This is a genomic window from Providencia alcalifaciens DSM 30120, assembly GCF_000173415.1.
In the GTDB taxonomy this organism is placed as follows: Bacteria; Pseudomonadota; Gammaproteobacteria; order Enterobacterales; family Enterobacteriaceae; genus Providencia; species Providencia alcalifaciens.
Genome location: NZ_ABXW01000046.1, coordinates 227,494 through 248,369, shown reverse-complemented (window position 1 = coordinate 248,369; position 20,876 = coordinate 227,494). Strand labels below are relative to the sequence as shown.

Annotated in this window: 28 protein-coding genes and 3 pseudogenes; 23 read left to right on the top strand and 8 right to left on the bottom strand. The window is 38.7% G+C overall.

All coding sequences use genetic code 11. The annotated features are described in order from the left end of the window. The 3 genes and pseudogenes from PROVALCAL_RS19765 to PROVALCAL_RS09385 all read left to right on the top strand — a co-directional run. The coding region (locus tag PROVALCAL_RS19765; RefSeq protein WP_006658984.1) for a phage tail fiber protein at positions 1-656 on the top strand (656 nt) is incomplete at its 5' end. A gap of 139 nt (positions 657-795) precedes the next feature. Then, a pseudogene (locus PROVALCAL_RS19290) lies at positions 796-963 on the top strand (NADP-dependent isocitrate dehydrogenase); the annotation flags it as partial. Positions 964-1,137: 174 nt separating this feature from the next. Then, entirely contained in the window at positions 1,138-2,424 is a 1,287-nt protein-coding gene (locus tag PROVALCAL_RS09385; protein ID WP_006658982.1) for a hypothetical protein, read from the top strand. Here PROVALCAL_RS09385 and PROVALCAL_RS09380 read toward each other — a convergent pair. Together PROVALCAL_RS09380 and PROVALCAL_RS09375 are read right to left on the bottom strand one after the other, a co-directional pair. Then, positions 2,421-3,548 carry a phage integrase Arm DNA-binding domain-containing protein gene (locus PROVALCAL_RS09380; RefSeq protein WP_006658981.1) on the bottom strand — a complete coding sequence of 376 codons (1,128 nt, stop codon included), beginning with the start codon at positions 3,546-3,548 and terminating at the stop codon, positions 2,421-2,423. The two genes, PROVALCAL_RS09385 and PROVALCAL_RS09380, sit on opposite strands and share 4 nt — an antisense overlap. Next, complete coding sequence (locus tag PROVALCAL_RS09375; RefSeq protein WP_154609795.1) at positions 3,529-3,771, bottom strand: excisionase; 243 nt, start codon at positions 3,769-3,771, stop codon at positions 3,529-3,531. Before PROVALCAL_RS09375 ends, PROVALCAL_RS09380 begins: the two co-directional genes overlap by 20 nt. A gap of 469 nt (positions 3,772-4,240) precedes the next feature. Between PROVALCAL_RS09375 and PROVALCAL_RS09365 the strand changes: the two genes are divergently transcribed. The 5 genes from PROVALCAL_RS09365 to PROVALCAL_RS09345 are packed head-to-tail and all read left to right on the top strand — an operon-like array spanning position 4,241 to position 6,728. After that, a complete protein-coding gene (locus PROVALCAL_RS09365) occupies positions 4,241-4,756 on the top strand; it encodes a hypothetical protein (RefSeq protein ID WP_006658978.1) in 516 nt (171 codons plus the stop codon). Further along, positions 4,753-5,079: a hypothetical protein gene (locus tag PROVALCAL_RS09360; RefSeq protein ID WP_006658977.1), complete on the top strand. Its 327-nt coding sequence runs from the start codon at positions 4,753-4,755 to the stop codon at positions 5,077-5,079. Before PROVALCAL_RS09365 ends, PROVALCAL_RS09360 begins: the two co-directional genes overlap by 4 nt. Then, positions 5,076-5,453 carry a RusA family crossover junction endodeoxyribonuclease gene (locus tag PROVALCAL_RS09355; protein ID WP_006658976.1) on the top strand — a complete coding sequence of 126 codons (378 nt, stop codon included), beginning with the start codon at positions 5,076-5,078 and terminating at the stop codon, positions 5,451-5,453. Before PROVALCAL_RS09360 ends, PROVALCAL_RS09355 begins: the two co-directional genes overlap by 4 nt. Before the next feature lie 13 nt (positions 5,454-5,466). Next, positions 5,467-6,009, top strand: coding sequence for a DUF968 domain-containing protein (locus tag PROVALCAL_RS20340; RefSeq protein ID WP_006658975.1), 543 nt, complete (start codon positions 5,467-5,469; stop codon positions 6,007-6,009). 11 nt (positions 6,010-6,020) lie between these two features. Continuing rightward, on the top strand, positions 6,021-6,728 hold the full coding sequence (locus PROVALCAL_RS09345; RefSeq protein ID WP_039861822.1) for an antitermination protein Q: 708 nt from the start codon (positions 6,021-6,023) through the stop codon (positions 6,726-6,728). 100 nt (positions 6,729-6,828) lie between these two features. Here PROVALCAL_RS09345 and PROVALCAL_RS09340 read toward each other — a convergent pair whose 3' ends face one another. The 3 genes from PROVALCAL_RS09340 to PROVALCAL_RS19470 are packed head-to-tail and all read right to left on the bottom strand — an operon-like array spanning position 6,829 to position 8,516. Further along, positions 6,829-7,176, bottom strand: coding sequence for a DUF7079 family protein (locus PROVALCAL_RS09340; RefSeq protein WP_006658973.1), 348 nt, complete (start codon positions 7,174-7,176; stop codon positions 6,829-6,831). Beyond that, entirely contained in the window at positions 7,161-7,943 is a 783-nt protein-coding gene (locus tag PROVALCAL_RS09335) for a hypothetical protein (protein ID WP_006658972.1), read from the bottom strand. Before PROVALCAL_RS09335 ends, PROVALCAL_RS09340 begins: the two co-directional genes overlap by 16 nt. Positions 7,944-7,946: 3 nt before the next feature. After that, positions 7,947-8,516 carry a PAAR domain-containing protein gene (locus PROVALCAL_RS19470; RefSeq protein ID WP_006658971.1) on the bottom strand — a complete coding sequence of 190 codons (570 nt, stop codon included), beginning with the start codon at positions 8,514-8,516 and terminating at the stop codon, positions 7,947-7,949. 420 nt (positions 8,517-8,936) lie between these two features. Between PROVALCAL_RS19470 and PROVALCAL_RS09325 the strand changes: the two genes are divergently transcribed. Next, positions 8,937-9,440 carry a hypothetical protein gene (locus tag PROVALCAL_RS09325; RefSeq protein WP_006658970.1) on the top strand — a complete coding sequence of 168 codons (504 nt, stop codon included), beginning with the start codon at positions 8,937-8,939 and terminating at the stop codon, positions 9,438-9,440. 141 nt (positions 9,441-9,581) lie between these two features. Next, entirely contained in the window at positions 9,582-9,758 is a 177-nt protein-coding gene (locus tag PROVALCAL_RS19760; protein WP_006658969.1) for a hypothetical protein, read from the top strand. Between the two features lie 84 nt (positions 9,759-9,842). On the opposite strand, the gene PROVALCAL_RS09320 is transcribed toward PROVALCAL_RS19760, so the two are convergent. Beyond that, positions 9,843-10,400 carry a hypothetical protein gene (locus tag PROVALCAL_RS09320; RefSeq protein WP_039861821.1) on the bottom strand — a complete coding sequence of 186 codons (558 nt, stop codon included), beginning with the start codon at positions 10,398-10,400 and terminating at the stop codon, positions 9,843-9,845. A 20-nt stretch (positions 10,401-10,420) separates the two neighbouring features. Here PROVALCAL_RS09320 and PROVALCAL_RS09315 point away from each other — a divergent pair, with 20 nt between their 5' ends. The 5 genes from PROVALCAL_RS09315 to PROVALCAL_RS09295 all read left to right on the top strand — a co-directional run bounded on the left by PROVALCAL_RS09315 (position 10,421) and on the right by PROVALCAL_RS09295 (position 12,550). Continuing rightward, a complete protein-coding gene (locus tag PROVALCAL_RS09315; RefSeq protein WP_039861820.1) occupies positions 10,421-10,630 on the top strand; it encodes a hypothetical protein in 210 nt (69 codons plus the stop codon). 59 nt (positions 10,631-10,689) lie between these two features. After that, complete coding sequence (locus PROVALCAL_RS09310; RefSeq protein ID WP_006658966.1) at positions 10,690-10,893, top strand: phage holin family protein; 204 nt, start codon at positions 10,690-10,692, stop codon at positions 10,891-10,893. Continuing rightward, a complete protein-coding gene (locus PROVALCAL_RS09305; RefSeq protein WP_006658965.1) occupies positions 10,874-11,443 on the top strand; it encodes a lysozyme in 570 nt (189 codons plus the stop codon). Before PROVALCAL_RS09310 ends, PROVALCAL_RS09305 begins: the two co-directional genes overlap by 20 nt. 58 nt (positions 11,444-11,501) lie before the next feature. Next, positions 11,502-11,879: a hypothetical protein gene (locus PROVALCAL_RS09300; RefSeq protein ID WP_006658964.1), complete on the top strand. Its 378-nt coding sequence runs from the start codon at positions 11,502-11,504 to the stop codon at positions 11,877-11,879. A gap of 215 nt (positions 11,880-12,094) precedes the next feature. Beyond that, complete coding sequence (locus PROVALCAL_RS09295) at positions 12,095-12,550, top strand: hypothetical protein (RefSeq protein WP_050788079.1); 456 nt, start codon at positions 12,095-12,097, stop codon at positions 12,548-12,550. Positions 12,551-12,883: 333 nt separating this feature from the next. On the opposite strand, the gene PROVALCAL_RS09290 is transcribed toward PROVALCAL_RS09295, so the two are convergent. After that, positions 12,884-13,312, bottom strand: a complete 429-nt coding sequence (locus tag PROVALCAL_RS09290; protein WP_006658961.1) for a hypothetical protein — start codon at positions 13,310-13,312, stop codon at positions 12,884-12,886. Positions 13,313-13,737: 425 nt separating this feature from the next. On the opposite strand from PROVALCAL_RS09290, the gene PROVALCAL_RS09285 reads away from it, so the two are divergent. The 7 genes and pseudogenes from PROVALCAL_RS09285 to PROVALCAL_RS09260 all read left to right on the top strand — a co-directional run. Then, on the top strand, positions 13,738-14,091 hold the full coding sequence (locus tag PROVALCAL_RS09285) for an HNH endonuclease (RefSeq protein ID WP_039861819.1): 354 nt from the start codon (positions 13,738-13,740) through the stop codon (positions 14,089-14,091). 155 nt (positions 14,092-14,246) lie between these two features. Next, the gene (locus tag PROVALCAL_RS09280) at positions 14,247-14,720 is read left to right on the top strand and encodes a phage terminase small subunit P27 family (protein WP_006658959.1); all 474 of its coding nucleotides are present in this window, start codon (positions 14,247-14,249) and stop codon (positions 14,718-14,720) included. Between the two features lie 22 nt (positions 14,721-14,742). Then, positions 14,743-16,431 carry a terminase large subunit gene (locus PROVALCAL_RS09275; protein WP_006658958.1) on the top strand — a complete coding sequence of 563 codons (1,689 nt, stop codon included), beginning with the start codon at positions 14,743-14,745 and terminating at the stop codon, positions 16,429-16,431. Then, positions 16,428-16,589 (top strand): hypothetical protein, encoded by a 162-nt coding sequence (locus PROVALCAL_RS19755; protein ID WP_006658957.1) that lies wholly within the window; start codon positions 16,428-16,430, stop codon positions 16,587-16,589. The genes PROVALCAL_RS09275 and PROVALCAL_RS19755 overlap by 4 nt, the downstream gene beginning before the upstream one ends. After that, positions 16,579-17,802, top strand: coding sequence for a phage portal protein (locus PROVALCAL_RS09265; protein WP_006658956.1), 1,224 nt, complete (start codon positions 16,579-16,581; stop codon positions 17,800-17,802). The genes PROVALCAL_RS19755 and PROVALCAL_RS09265 overlap by 11 nt, the downstream gene beginning before the upstream one ends. Then, a pseudogene (locus PROVALCAL_RS19280) lies at positions 17,792-18,023 on the top strand (HK97 family phage prohead protease); the annotation flags it as partial. The gene PROVALCAL_RS09265 and the pseudogene PROVALCAL_RS19280, both read left to right, overlap by 11 nt. After that, positions 17,953-18,668 (top strand): annotated as a pseudogene (locus PROVALCAL_RS09260) (phage major capsid protein); the annotation flags it as partial. The pseudogenes PROVALCAL_RS19280 and PROVALCAL_RS09260, both read left to right, overlap by 71 nt. 240 nt (positions 18,669-18,908) lie before the next feature. Here PROVALCAL_RS09260 and ycaC read toward each other — a convergent pair. Next, positions 18,909-19,526, bottom strand: a complete 618-nt coding sequence (gene ycaC / locus PROVALCAL_RS09255) for an isochorismate family cysteine hydrolase YcaC (RefSeq protein ID WP_006658954.1) — start codon at positions 19,524-19,526, stop codon at positions 18,909-18,911. Positions 19,527-20,242: 716 nt separating this feature from the next. Here ycaC and PROVALCAL_RS09250 point away from each other — a divergent pair. Further along, positions 20,243-20,692, top strand: a complete 450-nt coding sequence (locus tag PROVALCAL_RS09250; RefSeq protein ID WP_006658953.1) for a carboxymuconolactone decarboxylase family protein — start codon at positions 20,243-20,245, stop codon at positions 20,690-20,692. Positions 20,693-20,876: the final 184 nt, after the last annotated feature.

Here is a 20,876-nt window from a genome sequence, read left to right as displayed (position 1 = left end):
AAGCGTGGGCTTCCTTTTGTGTTCATCCTGGTTCTGGAAACGTTGTTGTTGGAGGTGGTGTTGAGGGGCAATATAACAATAAAAACATTTTATATGGCACGGCAAATACCACAAAAGATGCAAACGGAAACTTAAAAGCGGCTTCTCCAGTCATTAAAGTTTATTCAGACCATATCGAACTTAATGACGAATCTGAAGGCGTAGAACTAGAAAAACTCGGTACCGGTCGCTATAAACTCAAAGGTACTCTCGGCATGAACTCTGACGCAAGTTGGGGCGGGATTCATGGCGGTTTAGTCGTGCCGAATGGGATTAATAACCTACCTCTCGTTTGGGCTGATTTTGACGTACTACCAGACGGTGACATCATCATTGAAACGCGCTATAGAAAGCACACACTTCATCAGCAACTAGAAGCGCAGCGCCTAATGACTTATCCAGAGTTTCTCGATGAGAATAATATTGAGCGCGAAGATTATGACTATTGCGATATTCCAAACGGTCACTGGATTGATGTTCGTGTGAATATGCCGAGTGATTCTATCTACAATCAGAAGCTACTTGAAGCTGAGCGATTAGCAAAAATTGAAGCTGAACGGGTAGCGAAAGAAGAGGCTGAAAAGATGGCACAGGAAGATGATGGGACTGGGATTTAAGGCTGAAAAATCATTCCCCAAAACTATATGTCATAATTTGATAAATCAACTAGTTATATGTATAAGTGAAACGATATAACCTGCAGGAGATTTATTGAAAATTAATTTGTAATCAAATAGATATAATAATATTGGGAATATACTGCTGCGCCATATGGGCTGGACTGAAGCAGCTGACTTAATCGTTAAAGGTATGGAAGGCGCAATCGCGGCTAAAACTGTAACTTACGATTTCGAACGTCAATTAGAAGGCGCTAAATTACTGAAATGTAGCGAATTCGGTGACGCAATCATTAAACACATGTAATTTATTACGTAGTGTGAATAATAACGGGAACTTAATAGTTCCCGTTTTTTATTATCACATTTGAAACAGTTATCAAAAAGTTATCAAAATGAATTATCAAAACTTCATAGCTCGTTAATAGAAAGTTCTAGATAACGATGTAGTTTGTAACATCTTTAGCTAAAGGTATTTTTGATGAAATTTCTGGAAGAATTTTGGGATGCAGTGAAAGGTAATACTATTGCTAGAGTTAGGGATCCCATAATTGGTACATTTATAGTTTCTTGGCTTTTATGTAATTGGTATGAGGTTACTTTGCTTTTTTTTGGTAATGGCAAGGTGTGGGAAAGAATAGATAGATTAAATTTATATCTTACTGAGGATTTTGGAAATAATTGTATTCAGATTTTAATGTTACCTATAATTATAACTGTTTTTTATCTTTTTATTTTTCCAAAAGTCTCACTTATAGTAAAAAACTTACAGAAAAAAACTAACGACGAATTATATTATCAAGCTTTCGAAATAACGAAATCAAAAGCTGAAAAAAATGTTGAATTAAATATGGAATTACTAAAATCAGATCCAAATAAGGAGTTTTTATCTGAGTTGGCGAAAACAGATATAGCTCAAAAAAAAGCGGATTATGATTTGAAACTTCTACAAATAGAAAAAGATAGAATTGATAATCAATTGAATCAAGAAAAATTAAAGCAAATTACAATTGAAACTAAAGAAAAAGAACTAAATGAAATTACTAAACAGAATAACTATGAGCTAGAAAAAGAAAAATATGATATTATCAGTGCTCAAAATAAAGCAGCAATTGCTAGTGCAAGGTTTCCGATAGCTTATTCACTACTTAGTTCTATATCTAAAGGCTTTGAAAAAGAAAAATATTTTTTCCCTTTTGAAATATATGGTGAGATAATCGCATATTTATTTGGTTATAAATCTTTCAGTTTTTTATTAGATGATAAAAATTTTAATAATATAACGGTTCATAATGTAAAATATATTTATTTGGATTATAAATATTTATCTGACTTTCTTATAACGATTTCTGATGAAAGTATAATGAATTTGGTTGAAATAGATGATGACGATTTATTCGAAATTATCATAAATACTCTCCAAGAGTACAATATAAAACTAATAAATAGAGAAATTGCTTCCGAAATTGCAAATGAGTTATTTGAAAGTGAACAATACAGTTTAGTTAATCGATTAGATATTTCATCTGTTCTTTCTGAACGTGATATAGTTGATCCGGATTTTAATATAGATGAAATTTCTGATATTTCACTGTCTAATGAAATGTTAACTATTAATACTAAAGTGAAAATAATTGGTAAGTATAGATTAAATGATGATTTTTATGTCCCATCATTCATCATTAATTTAGATATATGCTCCCCTGTAATGGTTGGTGAAAATGCACTAGGGGAGTTTAAAATTGCAGAATTATATGAGGATTTTTAAACTTTAATTAATAACCAATCTTTACCCCTATCATCATTATATCTATCGGTTTGCTGTTGGTTTTTATGACCCAGCAAATCTTTAGTGTTTATCCCTTGCTCGCGATAGAGTCTTTCAGATAAAGAACGTTGTTCATGAAATGAAGCCGGTGTTCCTTCACCCCAATCAATATCAGTTTTATTTCGCGCCTTTTTAAAATTTGTTGTTATTGTATTTGCTGTGACTTGCTCTCCGCGATTTGCTTGAGAAGTTGTATGGAAATAATGGATCAGATACTGACTAACAACGCGGTCACGGCATCTTGAAACAACTTCTCTCAATGACATATTCAATGCATCAGATTTTAGTGCTAATGGAATAGCTAATTTACTCCCGGTCTTTTCTTGTGTGATATGTAAATGGTCATCCCAAATATCACTAAACTTCATTGCTGAAATATCGCCAAGTCGTTGTCCGGTAATTACCGCTAATAGCATCGCATTACCTAAATACTTATGTTGTTTATCTGCAATATCAAATATTTTTTGCCATTCTTCCAAGTTTAAGCGCTGGCGGGTGATCCGTCGTTTTGGCTGCTTAGTGGCGAGTGCAGGGTTATACCCTGGTGGCACTTCACCAGCATGTTGTGCCTCTTTAAACATATCGATTAATACGGATCGAATAACTTGTGCCATGCGATGTTGGCCATTAGATTTATATTCATCGAGTATTGATGCGATATCTCTCGCATCAACTGCCGACAAAGGCTTCATTGCCAGAGAGTGGCGCATCAGGTCCACAGGTTTTCTTTTTTGCTTATATGTGTTTTGTTTTATATCACCGTCAGCAAGGCGCTCTTCTTGTATTACCCAGTAGCGATCTAGCCAAGTATTTACGGTGATCTCTTTACCTTTGATTCTTGCTACTCTATCGCTGATCGCCATGACTTGACGGCTGCGTTGTTCCGCTAATCTGTTATTAGCTTCAATAGCAATTTCACGAGCTTCAGCCTCATTGTCACCGAGGGCATGATATTTGCCAGTTATAGGGTGGCGATAACGCCAATAAACCTTGTTAGCTTTTCTGCTAAATAGTGGGTAGAGATTAGGGATATTGACGTTATTTTTACGTGGACGGGCAGCCATCGTTTAAAATCCTTTGTAATTTAGGGTTATCACTCTTATTGATAACCGGTGATGTCAAATTACCAACTAAGTCGGCATCTTCTCTCACGCGCCAAATACCACCTTCTTTTTGTGCTGGTGGATAGAACAAGCCACTCCTAGCATAGCGTTGTAATGTCCCCAGTCGAGGAGGGCGACTTCTATAACGTTCGCTCGCCCATTCCTCCAAAGTTAGCATTTGCATAATTACCTCCACATTCTGCCGCATACAGATTAAGTATATTTTAGCCACAATATAAATAAGACCACTGGCAGTAATTAAGCACATATTTACCCGTATGGACTGACGCCAATGGTCTTATTTATATTTAGAAAAAGACGGTTGGTTATCGAGAGAAAAACGCCGTAAAGGCAACCGTAATGCGAGCAATATCTATCAGCTTAATGTTAATAAATTAGCTTCAGCAGCGAGAGCCGCATTACCTCAACCAGCAGAATCTGATACGTCAAATCCTGACGCGTCAAAATCTGTTGCATCAAAATCTGTCCCGTCAGAATCAAGCAAAGATAATCGTTTTGACCCGTCAGAATCTGGGGGCGATCCGTCAGTAACTTCAAAACAAGATCCATCAGTAACTAACTCTTCGTCGCAGAATTCTAGCGAATCCAGCGACAAGCCTAAAATTGATTTTTTAAATCGTTACCCAGAGGCGGTGATTTACAGTCCTAACTTCCAGAAATGGGGATCTGCGGATGACCTCAAGTGTGCTGAATGGCTGTTTAGCCGCAAGTGTGAAGTTTTCAAAGAGCTTGGGCTGCAAGAACCGAAAGAGCCTAATTTCACAGAGTGGGCTAACGATGTTCGCCTGATGGTGAGCCAAGACGGTCGCACTCACAAAGAGATTTGCCAATTCTACAAACGCGTTAGCCATGATGAGTTCTGGAAGAAAAACGTTCAGTGTCCAAGAACACTGCGTACACAGTGGGATGATTTAACTCTACGTTTAGCGGGTGAGCAAAAGGTTTCCATCGACCAAGTTGAGCGTGACGAGGCATTCACTCGCATCATCGGTTCCCGTTCAAAACCACAAAACCGTATCGAAGAAATTGCCGCTGAGTTAGCGGGTAAATCTGGCGTTCGTCGTATGACTGACTTTGTTGGACGCAAGGCATGGGCAGGTATTTGGCAGCAGGCAGCAGAACAAGCAGCGAGAGAGGTGATGGCATGATTTCAGCACAAAAGCGTCGGTATATTGAGTACACAACACATTTCAACGGTAGGGTTTTTTGCCGCGATGATCTTTTCAGTGAATTCAACATGAAAAAACGGGCTGGAGCGACAGCTATCATCAAATCTTTATTGAACTATGGACTGATTTATCAAGATCAGAACGGGCTTTATCGTGTATCTGCTAATTGTGAGCAAATGCTAAAAGAGGGGAAATTTCGTTCTCATGATTCCTCTGCGAGTGCAAACGGGATTGCTGTTGAGTCTGCTTTATTCGCTTTAGTTCGGAAGTTTGATGCACTACTGGCTGGGGTCAGAGGATGAGCATATCACTCGTATTGCCGTTTCCACCAAGCGTAAATGCATGCTGGCGTAATGTGAATGGCAGAACACTAATCAGTGAAAAGGGACGTAAATTTCGGGGGAGTGCCATCGTTGCTATTTATGAGCAATTAAAGCGTAAACCGATAGCGATAACTGAACCCGTTTCTGTAAAGGTGAAAATGTATCCGCCAACAAATCACAAGCGAGACATTGATAACTATTTAAAAGCACCGTTTGACGCATTAACACATGCCAATATTTGGAAAGACGATGACCAAGTGAAGAGAGTGGAAATGGAGTGGTGTGAAGTTGTCAAAGGCGGTCGTTTTGAAATAACAATCAGTTTGCATGAAAGCGTAAGTGTGGTTGCGTAGATGGGGGAATAGCATGAGTTATCAATGGATACTAACGCCAATACTGGTACCGGAAATTGGCGCTGTGATTTTTAAGCCAGGTATGTACATGAATACATTCAGCGGAAGAATGTTGCTGATGACTTTGCCCGCGGAATTAAAGCATAAACCATCGGGGCTTATCTCTCTTTCTCAACAATACTTCAGCGACAAATTGAATGAGATTGAAGCATTAACGTCAGTAATGAACTTAAAGGTAGACTCCGAGCCACCAGCTAGCTTTATGAGGTTTCCTAAGCTCCAGCGCTGGACTAGTAGCGATTATCTTAAATGGGTTAAATCACAGCCTTGCTGCGTTTGTGGCGCCACAGCTGACGATGCCCATCATATTATCGGCTACGGTCAGGGGGGGATAGGCACAAAGGCCCATGACTTGTTCACTATCCCACTGTGTCGAATTCACCACAGTGAGTTACACAAAAATCCAAAGCAGTGGGAACAAGAAAACGGTAGCCAGTTAGTTTTGTTATTTAAATTTCTAGATCGGTCAATCGGTTTGGGTGTTTTTGGTTGGTAGAGGCGGATATCATGAAATTAGAAAATGCACTTAAAAACTTTCACCCTAAGTCACCTACATTTGGCAATGTAGCTGGCTGCACATCACCTGACAGAATTACAGGTACGGATATCATGGCAGCTATGGTTATGGCGGAATCAAAAGCTGAATTTGGTATGGCAGCCTTTTTGGCAAAAAATGATGTTAGCGAAGAAGATAAGTTTTCTACGGTGGAATCTTTAACCCAATACGCTAAAAAAATCACACCAAAGCTGGTGGCTAAAGCAGTGGGTAAAAAACTGAGTTATTGCTTAATTATTTTGGCCAGAATGGCATTTGAAGATTATGCCCGTTCAGCTGGCGCGGTTTTCCCATGTTCAGCATGTAACGGAAAGGGGCTCATTTATAGTCGCAAAGATGTCATTAAACATCCTGGTATAACAAAATTAGATGGTACCGTAGTTATTGAGCCATGGATTGAAAACGAAAAGGTGGGGGAGCTATGTGTTTCTTGCAATGGTAAAGGGCAATTAACACACCGTTGTCGCTGTAAAGGACGCGGCAAGGTATTAGATGAGTCACAAACTGAGTTACAAGGAGCGCCAGTATTTAAAGATTGCTCTCGTTGTTCTGGTCGTGGCTTCAATCGTGTACCGTCGTCTGTGGCGTATAATGCAATAAGGCATTTAGTCCCCGATCTCAATGAAAGAACATGGCGGAACAGGTTTTTAAGAAAATAGTTGAATAGCTTATATGGATAAAGGGGGCTTTAGTGGAACAATCCCCCCTTGGTATAGAAAACTTTATCAATACAGAGGGGAAGGAAGTGTAGCTCGAAAGTTATAATAATGACTTTAGTGTATTCCATTCATTTTTAAACTCTCTTCTAAGATAACAACTAAAAATAAACATTTTTAGTCTTCCTAGTATGGTTTTTTGTCTTGTTTTTAATTTTTCTATATCTAACAGCAGCTGCTCTTCATTGAAAAAATAACAAACTGGAGGAACTGGTGAGATCACATTGAAATAACATACAGGAGCTACATAATTAAATAATATATGCTCAACATACGTAACATCATAGTTTTTCGCTATCGATGCGATGTAATCATAGTCGATAGCCTTGTCAACAAAGATATATGACAAAGCTATGCTAAGACTTTCTTCATTGTTTAATGTATTGCCCATTTAGTAAATTCTTCTATTTCATCATCAAGACTATCAGCAGCAACAGAACCAGCAATGCCACCCGCAGTCCCTCCTAATAAAACGACCGCTATCGCACAAACTGGAGCCCCTGGCCCACATAGTGGGGTAACAGCAAAGCCAGCTAACCAACCACCTAAAACGCCTCCACCTACTGTCATACCTTGTTTGATAGCTTCCTTTGGTTTGTTTTCTGCATCTAGTATTTCGTATGTTGCAATAGTTGCAGTTATTACAATGCCAACTTTACCTAAAATATTTAATCTTTTATTCATGGTGGTGAATTTTTGATTGTCTCTAGCCGCGGACTCGATAATTTCGTAATAGATAGAATTTTTTTGATTTATAGTTAGATTTTTCATATCGGTACTAAATTTTCGTTGGGCATATTTGTTTAATAGGTCATCTAGTGATGGAGGCTTTCTTTTATGTCTCTCTGCTATCCCTAACCCTTGTGGTGAAGTTATTTTTCTGTGTTCAGCCATTATTTTGTTTCTCATTTCATAACAAAAGATTGAAGCCTCCTTAACGGATATTTTTTTAGTATCTACCATTTCTTTTACTTCACTTACTACGCGTTTTATATTTTGTTGATAACTGTTTCTTACATTGGCATCACTTATTGCATCTATAGAAAATCGTGTAGCGGCGCCTTCAAAAGCAGCGACGGCTTTATCTAAAACATAATCGGCTTGAATCAAATATTCATTTTCTAATAGGTAATTACCTGTTATTTCAGCGCTGCTCATTTTTCATCCTTTTATTTTAGCCAACAATAGTTCAGTAAGGCTCCTGCCGGTGTTGTCTATATTTAGATCTTCTATTTCTAGATTAGCTTGCTTACCTTCTGTTTTTAATTGTATTTTTGCATTATTTTTTTCGTCAAAAGTTCCTTTTATGCATTGTCCATCATCTAAAGTGATAATGTACTTTAGGTCTGAATAGTCTCTATTTAGTGGTAATTGAAAGGTAATCCATTTTTCTACTGCTTGAGCTGAGATTGCGCTTTTTATTAACTCTTTTTGCTTATCCACTGACGATTCATTGTCACCGCTATAACAATCTTGAATAGATGGAATGAAACGGGAGTGACAAGGACAAGAGCTAAAGCTTTCTAGTGTTCCAGCATGTTTCCTATCTTCAAGCCACATGCTGCTAATACCACCGAGGATTCTGTATGCTCCCGAATGCTTACCGCAGCTCACTAAATCCCCTTCGCGCGCACCAGCAACACCATACCATTGCATGCTGTTATCACCAGTTAAAATCTGACCGCCACAGGTTGTTCTATCACCTACACGTAAGAAGTATCCTACTGCCATTAAATTACCTTAAAATTTATAACCAATAATGTATTGGATTTCTATTGTTTAAATTTAACTTAAGATTAGCAAAATTGTCGTAAATATTATATTTGTGTATATTTACAGTAAAAATTGCATTTTGTCCGAAACTGGCTTATTATCTTCTAATAATGGACATTCTATACCTATGTCGCATTAAACCAATTCAAGACCTCGCAATCGCGGGGTTTTTTTATACCTAAAACAAACATAAGACTTGCTGTTACGTTTGGTCAGAGTTACATGTGTAGTTATGAACAATAACTAATCAAGGATTTATAATATAAATTATTTTCATTATTTAGTGATCGTGATTTAAATGTGTTCTGCCTTATAGCTTTGTTATGTTATTAGTTGATATAATGATTAATTGAAAAATGAAAATATTAAGGTATTAGCATGAAAGAGTTTTTTCACGGAAGACTGAAGGATGGTGATGATTTTATGGAGTTCATTCCATTCTCTCATTTTGGAACTAAAGTTGCGGCTATAAACAGAATTAAAGAAAAAAAGTCTGCTAATGATAATAAAGGTACTCCTCAGTTAATTACAGTATCTATAGAACATGGTGTTAATGAGATGTTGAAAACCAATAGTGACTGGGGTTCAAATACACCAATTTCACTATCTTTAGAGTTAGCTGAGCTTTATGAGGAAGGCTCTCGTGAGAGAGATATATTTAATGGTATTAATCAGGCTCTTCTTTCAAAAAAAGGAGAAAGCGTTTTTGGCTCAAAACAAAAACTTTACGATGAAGGATTTAAATTGATAAAAGTTGAGCTGGATAAACTGAAAATAAAAGCCATTTATTACAAAAACTTAGTTGAGGATGATTCAATTTCTGTATGTGTTGTTGATCCAAAAATTATTAAAATATTAAAACGTAACGAGATCAATATATAAAGTTAGTAATTAATAGATAAAGTTTATACGTTGGTGTGTTTTTTTGTAACTTACACATTAACTAACTGAATTATATTACATTTAATAAAAATACCCAAGGTTACTAACATGTAGCCTTTTTTCTATTTAAGAGAGGTAGTTATGAGTATTGATATGTTGCGCGCAGAACTTATGAGCTTGAAAGAGTTGGTGTCCGCGCAATCCAGTGAAATCACTCTTATGAAAATGCAGATCGCCGACATGCAAAAGGCTGCGACCTGCGAGCAATCAGATATACCTAACCGTGGTCACCCTAATCAAAATCAAGTAGTGTGTTGATTAAATGGTAAGGGTGGCACTCTTGAGATTGGCGCTGATAAAGTTATTTTCCGTGATAATAAATAGCGCTATTAGCTTAAAATGTTAAAACTGTATTTTTTCTATTCCAAGAAAAAATAGCACTCTAGACATTAGAAATGAAAAGCAGATATAGAGCTTTATTCTGTTAGGTGTATTTTTATCATAAATGGAGTATTCGTAGGAGGTTAATCCATCCTGGCTGTTTACAAGAATAGGGACATCTATTCCCCATTTATTTGACTGGTTTTCCAATTGAAATCCCTTTAATAGATTAACGAGTTTATCTATTGATTCATCAGAAATTAAGTTATGCCCACTCCCATGAGCTAAATTATTTCTTATGGCGTTAATCATTTTAAGCCCGCTACACAGAGTGTCTGGAATCCCTAAATTTCTAGCAAGCTTGAATTTATCACTGCAATTAATTTTTACTGAGTAATTACCTTCACCAAAAAAATTATCTGCATTGCAGGCTGCACATATCCAAGCCTCGGATAGCTGCTCGCATAATAGATGAATACGCAATACAGCACCAATATCATCTTCAGTCCGAATGGCCTGTATCATTAATTTAGCCGCACCAATCTTAGCAATCTTATCTTCAAACATTTGTTTATTCATATTCATTCCTTGGAGGACGTATGGATTTTTCTAGTGTAATGCTTATCACCTTATCTGACAAAGGCGTGTCTTTAATCTTTGATGGTGGGATGGCTAGTTATTACATCAACGGGCAACTTGAGGGCTGTATTGGTGATAAATCACGAATTCCATCCCACATTAGCGTAGCTGACAATCGCTCTAATTCACAAAATTCTAATCAGCCAACCAAACCAATAGCCAAAATCTAGCTGCTATTGCTGGTGGCTTTCTATTAACTAAACATCGGAACACTCCGCAGGGGGTGGATATGCGTATGCACGAAAAATACTCTAGCCCCTTTTCTTATGCTCTTGGAGTTATCACCACTGCTGCAGGGGCCTTATCGTTAGACCAGTGGGCTGTGCTCATCGGGATCATCTGTACAGTCGCCACATTTTTGGTGAATTGGTACTACAAGCGGAAAGAATTCAAATTAAGAGAAGGGGAGTCTAGTGGCAAAAATACCAAATAAAATCAAGAATGCTGCCGCTGGTGGCTTAATTGCTTTAACTGTAAGCATGATTGCTTATTTTGAAGGGATGGAAACTAAACCTTATAAAGATGTTGTGAATGTTACCACAGTTTGTTTTGGGCATACGGGCGCTGACATCATCCCCACTAAAACCTATTCTGAATCAGAATGTTTAGCTTTGCTTGAAAGCGACCTCGATAAAGTCAGAAAGGGTGTAGACCCGCTAATCAAAGTCGATCTCGACGATAACACACGAGCCACTATTTATTCCTTTGCTTACAACGTAGGCACGGGTGCTTTTGCACGTTCTACGATGCTGAAGAAGCTAAACGCTGGTGATATCGCTGGTGCTTGCAATGAACTTAAACGCTGGACTTATGCAGGGGGTAAAGAGTGGAAAGGCTTGATAACACGCAGAGAGATAGAAAACGCCGTATGCCATGGCGAGTTTGCTTATGCGTATCCGCTTTCATTATCGGGGTCCCCATCTTCTTGGCAGCTGGCGTATATGTACTCAGAGACAACACCTGCGGTGGCACTGACAATGTGAGTTTAGAAAAACGCTGTCAAAGTGCGGTCAATTACAATAAAGCCAAGCAGGTTAACTTATGAAGATAGATAACTCGTTTTGGCTTTTTTTAATGTTAGTTGCTGTTAGTTGGTTGGCATTAACGCTTTATGATAACAACACTGCAGTTAAGAGTGACAACGACAAGTTAAAGCAAGATAACATCAAACAAAGTGCAGTCATTGCCCGTCAGTCATTTCAATTCAATCGCTTCAATCAGATAGCAACAACAGCATACCGGAACGGTATTCAAGCTGATGCGAAAGCACAGGAGAAAATCATTGAATATAAAACGATACTCAAAGCAGAGTCTTCTTGTGATTCTCTTGTGCCTCAGCTTGTTACTGATGGCTTGTTCGAGTACACAAACGAGCTACGAGAGCGCGCAATGCGTTCCAATTCCATCGACGTTAACTAATTCCGTGGTACCGCCATTGCCGCCTGACAGTGACGGTAAAACCCTATCATTCAAAGCGTCTATATTGTGGAACAGATTATTGCTAGGAACGATAGAAAAGGCGAATGAGCAGCTTGAGGCAATACGGAAAATTGAATGGCAACGAAATGTTTTATCTAGTAAATAACTAATTAAACAATATAATGAATATAAACTTATTATTGAGGAATATAGAGATGTCGGGAGTAATAACATCAACAGCGTTTGAAGCTTTAAAACTTATAATAAGCCCAACAGGGTATGCAATAAGTAAAATTTTAGAAAAATCAGGTAATGAAATTAGCGAGTCAACAGCTAATATTGATGAGCTGAATGATAAGGCAAAAAGGGTTGAAATAGAGTCTAAAGCTCTTTTAGCTCAAGCAAAAGTAGAGCAAGAGTTATCGATTGCTCGTCGAATTATGTGTGCTCAAGAAGTTGAAATCGAAGAATATTATGATATTAATGGGAAAGGAACGGTAGGACTTAAAACTGAGCAAGAAGGTATTACTTTTGGTGCGTCGGGTGAAGGAAGCAAAGTAACAAAACGAGTTATTAAATTTAGCGGTTTCAATGAAAAATATATTCAAGAAATCAAAGCGGAAATAGATAGTATAGAAGCATCAAAGATAGTAGAAAGTAAATTAAGTTAAAGAATCTGAAATTACTTGCTTGATATAGTTATTTTATTGAGCAATGTAGTCAATAATAAAGCCTATTATCTAATGGGCTTTTAAATAGAGTAAAGGGATAAAAATAATGTTTAGTCCGCATTGAAGGATGCTACAACAGTTACGAACTAAACGAGTTAGTACAATAATTCCTTTAGATTAAAAAATGGAAATACCCCCAGTTATAGGGGCTGAATGAGAATGACCATCAAAAATAAGAGCCTTAAGAAAATATTAAAAACTTCACTTTTTTGAGGATATTTTTATTGGATTAAAATAAATTTGTTGCTTGTTGTTATTCGATGTGTTAGCGAATTATATATCAGATGTACGCTTTTTTACTTCGTTAGATAATTCTTTTAGTTTATCACAAAGAGAAATAGCTGAGTAAATTATAGTTAAAACAATAAGTAAAGTTAATAATATAGGTGAATCTTTAAATGTATTTATTATTAAAGAAAGTGAGACATCTTTAGATTCGTTAGTTATTTCAGCACAAGTCCATAGTAAGCTTATTATAGCACCAGAAAATGGCACTAATTTATTGTAAGTGACTATATAAACATAATATTTTTTATTTTTCTGTGCAAGAGTAACGATTAAAAAAACAATAAGTGCAAACATGAAAAATATTATTGAATTTAAAGAAATCTTATCCTTTAAAACGTTTGTTACGTTAACAATTAGAATGATTATCGTGACGAATAAAGCAAAGGGGAATGCATTTTTATTGAAGTTTTCCATTGTATTCTCTATTTAAATTAGATGAAAAATAAGCGTGCTTCATAAGGTAAGCTCTATGATCAATAGACATACTCATTGAAACATTAATCATTATAATAATAAATTGATATTTTAGTAGCTATTTAATTTTTTTATATTGTAAACCAAAGTTATAATTACATTTGGTTTTATATTTTTGGTTTATTACAATATGACTAATAGGTTATTAGATAACGAAAGCTGGGTTTTAACTCGAAGAATTGATAGAAAATACCTATGCTAAATAAGAATGATAACCTATGAAAATAGAAAATTAATTTTTTGTTGCTGATTACTCAGCGACTTCTTTCAAATTCAATTTAAATAAGTAAATTCTAAAAAAACGAAATCGATATCACCTAGATCATCAGTTAGTTGCTGGTGGTTTTTTATTTGTGGAGAAAATTATGCCTCCTCGCATACCTCGCGCCTGCCGCAAGCATGGCTGTAGTAAAACAACCACCGACCGTAGTGGTTACTGTCAAGAGCACATGAATACAGGATGGGAAAACCACCAGCAAGGCAAGAGTCGGCATGAGCGCGGTTATGGTTCCAAGTGGGATAAGATACGCGCTCGTGTTCTGCATCGTGATAAGCATCTATGCCAAGAGTGCTTGAAGTCAGGTAGAGCAACTGAAGCCAAGACAGTGGACCACATCAAACCCAAGGCGCATGGCGGTACCGATGATGATAGCAACCTGCAAGCACTGTGCTGGTTGTGCCATAGAAGCAAGACAGCAAGTGAACGAACCAGAAAATAATCCCATATGACCGACAACTCTTAAGGGGGAGGGGCGGGTCAAATCCCTACCACTCTCACCCTAAAGTACCGCCGCCTTACCTTTTGTGATATCGCCGCAGGTTAGAAAACTTTTTTATGGGGATCCCCAGTGTTAATTAATAGGAGGTTTCTATCATGGCTGGACCACCTAAAACCCCGTCACATCTGCAATTGGTGAGGGGGAACCCATCAAAACGCCCCATTAATAAGCAGGAACCAAAACCGCCGTCAGGGGTACCCCAAACACCAAAGTATTTTGATAAGCGGGGTAAGTATTGGTTCAAGAAAATGGGGGAAGAGTTAGATGCACTGGGTGTCATGAGCACACTAGATGCAAAGGCTCTGGAATTATTAGTTGAGGCATACGTTGAGTACCGGCATCACTGCGAGGTGCTCGATACTGAAGGTTATACCTACAACACCACGTCAATGACTGGCGACATTATCAAAAAAGCACATCCAGCGGCTGCAATGAAAGCCGATGTTTGGAAGCGAATCCGAGCTATGCTCAGTGAATTTGGCATGACACCTTCAGCAAGAACAAAAGTCAGTGTCAAAGGCCCTGAGCAGGAAGATCCACTAGAAGCATTTCTGAAAAAGCGCAAATGATGAATGGCAACCGTAGCAGGTCGTGGCTGGAGAAATTGTTGCGTGCGAATTGGTGCGCTTAGCGTGCCAGCGTTTTTTAAATGATTTAGAGCATGGTCCTGAGCGTGACATCTATTTCATTGAAGATCGCGCACAGCACATACTCGACTTTTACGATTTTATCCCGCATGTCAAAGGGGCATTGGCTGGAAAGCCGATTGATTTAATGCCGTGGCATGTCTTTATCTTGATTAATATTTTCGGGTTCGTGATCCCGTTAATTGATGAATTAACCGGTGAACAAGTTCTTGATGATGATGGTGATGCCATCTTTGTTCGTCGTTTTCGAACCGCATTTAATGAAGTGGCTCGTAAGAATGCTAAATCAACGCTCTCCAGCGGTATCGGTTTATACATGACCGGGGCTGATGGCGAAGGTGGCGCTGAGGTTTATTCAGCAGCAACGACTCGCGATCAGGCACGTATCGTGTTTGAAGATGCCAAAAATATGGTCAAAAAAGCGAAAGCAACGCTAGGTCGCTTATTTGATTACAACAAGCTAGCTATTTACCAAGAGCGAACGGCGTCTAAATTTGAACCACTTTCCAGTGATGCAAATAACCTCGATGGCTTGAATATTCATTGCGGGATAGTCGATGAGCTCCATGCTCATAAGACTCGCGATGTGTGGGATGTTCTTGAAACAGCAACAGGTGCGCGATTGCAGTCGCTTTTATTTGCCATCACAACATCGGGTTTTAACAAAGAGGGGATCTGTTACGAGTTACGGGATTACGCAATTAAAGTTCTAACGGGTATTGTTGATGATGACACTTTCTTTGCCATTATTTATACCCTCGATGAGGGCGACGATGATTTTGATGAATCCGTTTGGATAAAAACAAATCCTGGGCTTGGTGTCTGTAAGCGTTTCGATGACATGCGACGTCTGGCCAAGAAGGCGAAAGAGCAAATCGCTGCTCGTCCTAACTTTCTCACTAAGCACCTTAATAAGTGGGTGAATGCTGAGTCAGTATGGATGGACATGAGCAAATGGGAGGCTGCCCCAGCTAACGCCACTGATGCTGAGTTACAGCATTATCCAGTTTGGGTTGGCGTTGACTTGGCTAGCAAAATTGACGTCGCTGCAGCGATAAAAATGTATGAAGACGGGCAGGGGAAAACACACATTAAATGCAAGTTCTGGTTGCCCGAGGATCGCATTGACACTGCACCAAAACACATAGCAGAGCTTTACCGGAAATGGGCTGATGCAGGTTACTTGGAATTAACCGATGGTGAAGTGATAGATCATGACATTATCAAAGATGACATCCTGAAGTGGTGTGAGGGTGATGATGTGCGTGAATTAGGGTTTGACCCATGGAGTGCCGTTCAGTTTTCACGCCGACTAGCGGAAGAAGGTGTTCCATTAGTTGAGGTTGCTCAAACAGTTAAGAACATGTCTGAAGCCATGAAAAGTGTTCAAGCTGATGTGTATGCAGGTAAGTTTCATCACGATCACAATCCAATGATGGCTTGGATGTTGTCCAACGTCACCGTAAAACCGGATAGAAACGAAAATATCTTCCCCAACAAATCCACACCCGAAAACAAAATTGATGGTCCAGTTGCCATGTTTACTGCAAAAAGCCGTCAATTGGTGGGTGGTGGTTCTGATGGTGATTTCCTTTCCTCACTCAACCCAGACGAAGATTTACTATTCCTATGAAAAATTTATTTCTCGATATCACTGCCTTAGTTGGTTTTGGGGCGGTGATGGCAGGCTGTTATCTAAATTATGGGCTCCCCAATACATTAATGATCGGCGGTTCCGTGCTGGTGGTTTATGCATTAGTGGCAGCAATGAGGGGGAAACGTGCTTCTTAACGTGTTATTTCGTAGTGATGGACTGACAAGCATTGAAAACCCATCGGTACCCATTACCTCAGACTCTATTGATACCGATGGAATTTTCACTGCTGACGTACATGTTAGTCCTGAAACCTCGATGAAGCTTGCCGCAGTGTATGCGTGTATTTACGTACTTTCTTCATCTATTGCTCAAATGCCATTACATGTTATGCGTAAATCTGGCAATAAAGTTGAAACTGCGCGTGACCATCCTTTATTTCACCTCGTTCATGATGAACCTAACGAATGGCAAACTAGTTATAAATGGCGAGAAACGAAACATCGGCATGTGCTCGGTTGGGGAAATGGCTACACACAGGTTGTGCGAAACCGTAAAGGGGAAGTGACCAATCTTGAGGCGTGTATGCCGTGGGAAACAACCCTACTGAATACAGGCGGCCGTTATACCTACGGTGTTTACAACGAACTCGGCAATTTTGCCATTAGTCCTGATGACATGATCCACATTCGCGCTTTGGGGAATAACCAGCGCATGGGTATTAGCCCTATTGTTCAGCATGCTGAAACTATCGGTATGGGAATGAGCGGACAGAAGTATACGAGTTCATTTTTCGGCGGGAATGCAAGACCGGCTGGTATTGTTTCTGTTAAAGGGGAGTTAAAAACAGACGGCTGGAACAGGCTAAAGGAAATGTGGCAAAAAGCATCGGCGGCTTTACGTAGTCAAGAAAATAAAACGATGTTGTTACCCGCTGAGCTTGATTATAAAGCGCTGACGGTTTCCCCTGTCGACGCTCAGCTAATCGATATGCTGAAATTGAACCGTTCAATGATTGCGGGGATCTTTAATGTTCCTGCCCACATGATAAATGACCTCGAAAAAGCCACCTTCTCTAATATTTCAGAGCAAGCAATTCAGTTTGTCCGGCATTCAATTATGCCTTGGACGGTGAATTGGGAGCAGGAATTAAACCGACGTTTATTTACGCGACAAGAACGAAAGGCGGGATTTTATGTTCGCTTTAACCTTGCGGGTTTATTGCGTGGCACCGCGAAACAGCGCGCTGAGTTCTATCATTACGGCATCTCTGATGGATGGATGAGTCGAAATGAAGTGCGTGCTTTTAACCCAGTTGATGGGCTGGACGAAATGTTAGTCAGTGTTAACGCTGCTCAGCCTGTGGGAAGTCAAACAGAAAAACCCAAAGGGGATAATGATGAGCAGTAATCAAGAAACTCGCTGCTATATGGGGGGAGGTGAGAGCCGAACCCGGAGAAGAGAATCAAGCAACCCATATTATTGGGCTGGGCTCTGTTTTCGACTCTCGTTCCGAGTTGATGTATGGATTTAAAGAAATTATTAAGCCGGGGGCATTTTATGACGTACTTAATGATGATGTGCGCGGATTATTCAACCATGATCCTAACTATATTCTCGGAAGAACAGCGTACCGAGTGGAATAAAGCGAAAACAGAGCTTGAAAACTTGGAGGCTCAGATTGAACGTGAAGAGCAGCTTCGCTCATTAGACCAGTCATTTGTTGATGAAAATGAACAAGAGCAGAGAAATAACCCGCCTGATGGTTCTGACAAATCACAAGTTGAGCGTCGTAATGCGGCATTTGATCGCTTTTTACGTTGTGGTGCGAGTGAGTTGACAGCGGAAGAGCGCCAAGCATTACGTGAATTAAACCAAGAAGCGAGAGCACAAGGTGTGGCGCCAGATGAAAAAGGGGGCTTCACGGTGCCAACTCAAATGCTTAACAAGGTCGTTGAGCAGATGAAAGCCTATGGCGGTATTGCAAGTATTGCCCAAGTTCTCAACACCTCAAATGGTCAAGACATTATTTGGTCGACATCCGATGGTACGCTGGAAGAAGGTGAGCTGTTGGGTGAAAATACCCAAACCACGGAAGAAGATGTTGATTTCGGCTCAGCAACATTAGGGGCTAAAAAGCTCTCTTCTAAAATGATCCGAGTTTCTAATGAGTTACTTCAAGAAGCTGCATTGATATGCAATCTTATCTTGCAGGTCGCATTGCTCAACGTATTGGGTGTGGTGAAGCAAAATATCTTATTAAAGGAAAGGTTACCATTGTGTAGTTTACTTTTATTTATTAAAGGTAAGTATGAGTATGACTCAATTAATCACTCATGTTAGATAGTCTCTACGGGTTTACCATTTAATTAATGTCAAAAGCTAAAGGTTAGTAAAGAGAAACCTGATTTAGTAGAAACAAAAACAGCAGATAATGAAAAATAATGAATGTGCTACGAGCTAATTTTTAGAATGACGCCATTATGTTATGGCGCCATTTTAATTGTATATAGGCGTTATTTTAATGAGTCAAAACTGGTCATTAAATTCCGATAATCAGGTATATGGTTAGAGAATAGAGTACCTAAGCCGACAATATCATTTCTCCAGTCCCTATGAAGTTCACAAGCCGCACCAAACCAGCTCATCATCTGAGCCCCTGCTTGGGACATTCTATCCCACGCAGCGTCTCGAGTGATTGGATTAAATGTGCCAGAAGCATCAGTGATAACAAACACTTCATATCCTTCCTCTAAGGCGGAGAGTGCAGGAAAGGCCACGCAAACTTCAGTAACAACACCAGCGATAATTAATTGTTTTTTTCCAGTTGCCTTCACGGCTTTTACAAAATCTTCATTATCCCAAGCATTGATTTGACCCGGTCTAGCAATATAGGGCGCATCAGGAAACATTTCCTTTAATTCAGGAACTAGCGGTCCGTTTGGACCATTTTCAAATGAAGTAGTGAGAATGGTGGGAAGATTAAAATATTTAGCTGAATCAGCTAAGGCTAATACGTTGTTTTTGAATTTATCAGGATCTTGGTCACGAACAAGGGAAAGCAGCCCAGCTTGATGATCTACGAGTAAAACAGCAGCATTATCTTTATCGAGTCGATTGTATTTAAAGCTCATGTTAATTCTCCTAATTACCAGCGTTGAAATAGAATATCAATCTTAATTAGCCCTGATTGATATTTATACATACTAGCGGAAGAAATTTAGAATAATAGCGAATAAAGACAATCAAAGGATCCAAATAAATTGAATGACTTTTCCCTACAGACTAAATAATTAGCCTGAGCTCAATCGAACATCTACCTCAATAAGTTGCTTAGTGTGGCTTTTTAATGGATTAAAATATTCCAAAAAAATAAAAAAAGCCTTAACAGCAACAGTGGTTAAGGCAAAAAGGTTACAAAACCTCACATTTCCATTTGTACACAGCAGTTTCCATCTACACACTGAGTAATCAGTGCGGGATAAATATATTCAAGATTAATTTAGTTGTAAAACTGTTATTAATGGTAATTTAAATCACCAAAACAGGTAAGTGGTGAAAGTTTTCATTCAGACTCAACGTAACTGATTGGATTTATTATATATGCTACCTCATATTCCTCGCGCGTGCTGTAAGTACGGTTGAGGTAAGATAACCACTGGTCGTAGTGACCACTGGCTCTCTCATATGAACACAGGGAAGGAGTCTTACACGCTAGGTAAAAGCCGTCATGGCGTGAGTTTTATCCGTGTTCATATTGTTCCAAATGTATGTACCACACAATGATGATAGATGGGTTTTATAGAAACTGGTTATATGTATTTAATTACAATATAACTCGGAGTGTATAATGACTAGAGTTTCATTATCTAAGAATTCACCTAATGCCTATAATAAGTTGATTGAGATTAGTAATAATATTGATGAGCAAGCAATATCATTAGGATTAGATGTCGGTTTTATTCATTTGCTTAAATTGAGAATATCTCAAATTAACGGATGCGCATTTTGCGTGAGACTTCATACTCAAGATGCGCAAAAGTGTGATGTTAGTATTGATAAAATCGCACTGGTTACAGTGTGGGAAGAAGCTGGTTATTTCTCACAAAAAGAAAAAGCGGCGTTCTTATTGGCTGAATCAGTCAATATGATCCATGCTGGGCATATACCTACCGAAATTTATGAAAAAGCCGCAGAATATTGGAGTGAGGAGCAGCTAGCATTAATCGAATGGTTATCTATTATCATTGGTTCTTTTAATCGTATTGCCATTGCTAGCCGCTATAGTGTGAAGCCATAATAATGTTTAGTTTTTAAACTCGGATGGCTGCCAGTGTGCAGCCTTTTTTAATAATAAAAATACTTAATCTATACACTCTAGCCCTTATTATTTCATTTATTAGGTAGATTTATAAAGGCTAGTCAATTTCCGATGGTTTTGACTTTTTATGTCAAGAATATTAGGAATAAAACTTGTAGCTAAA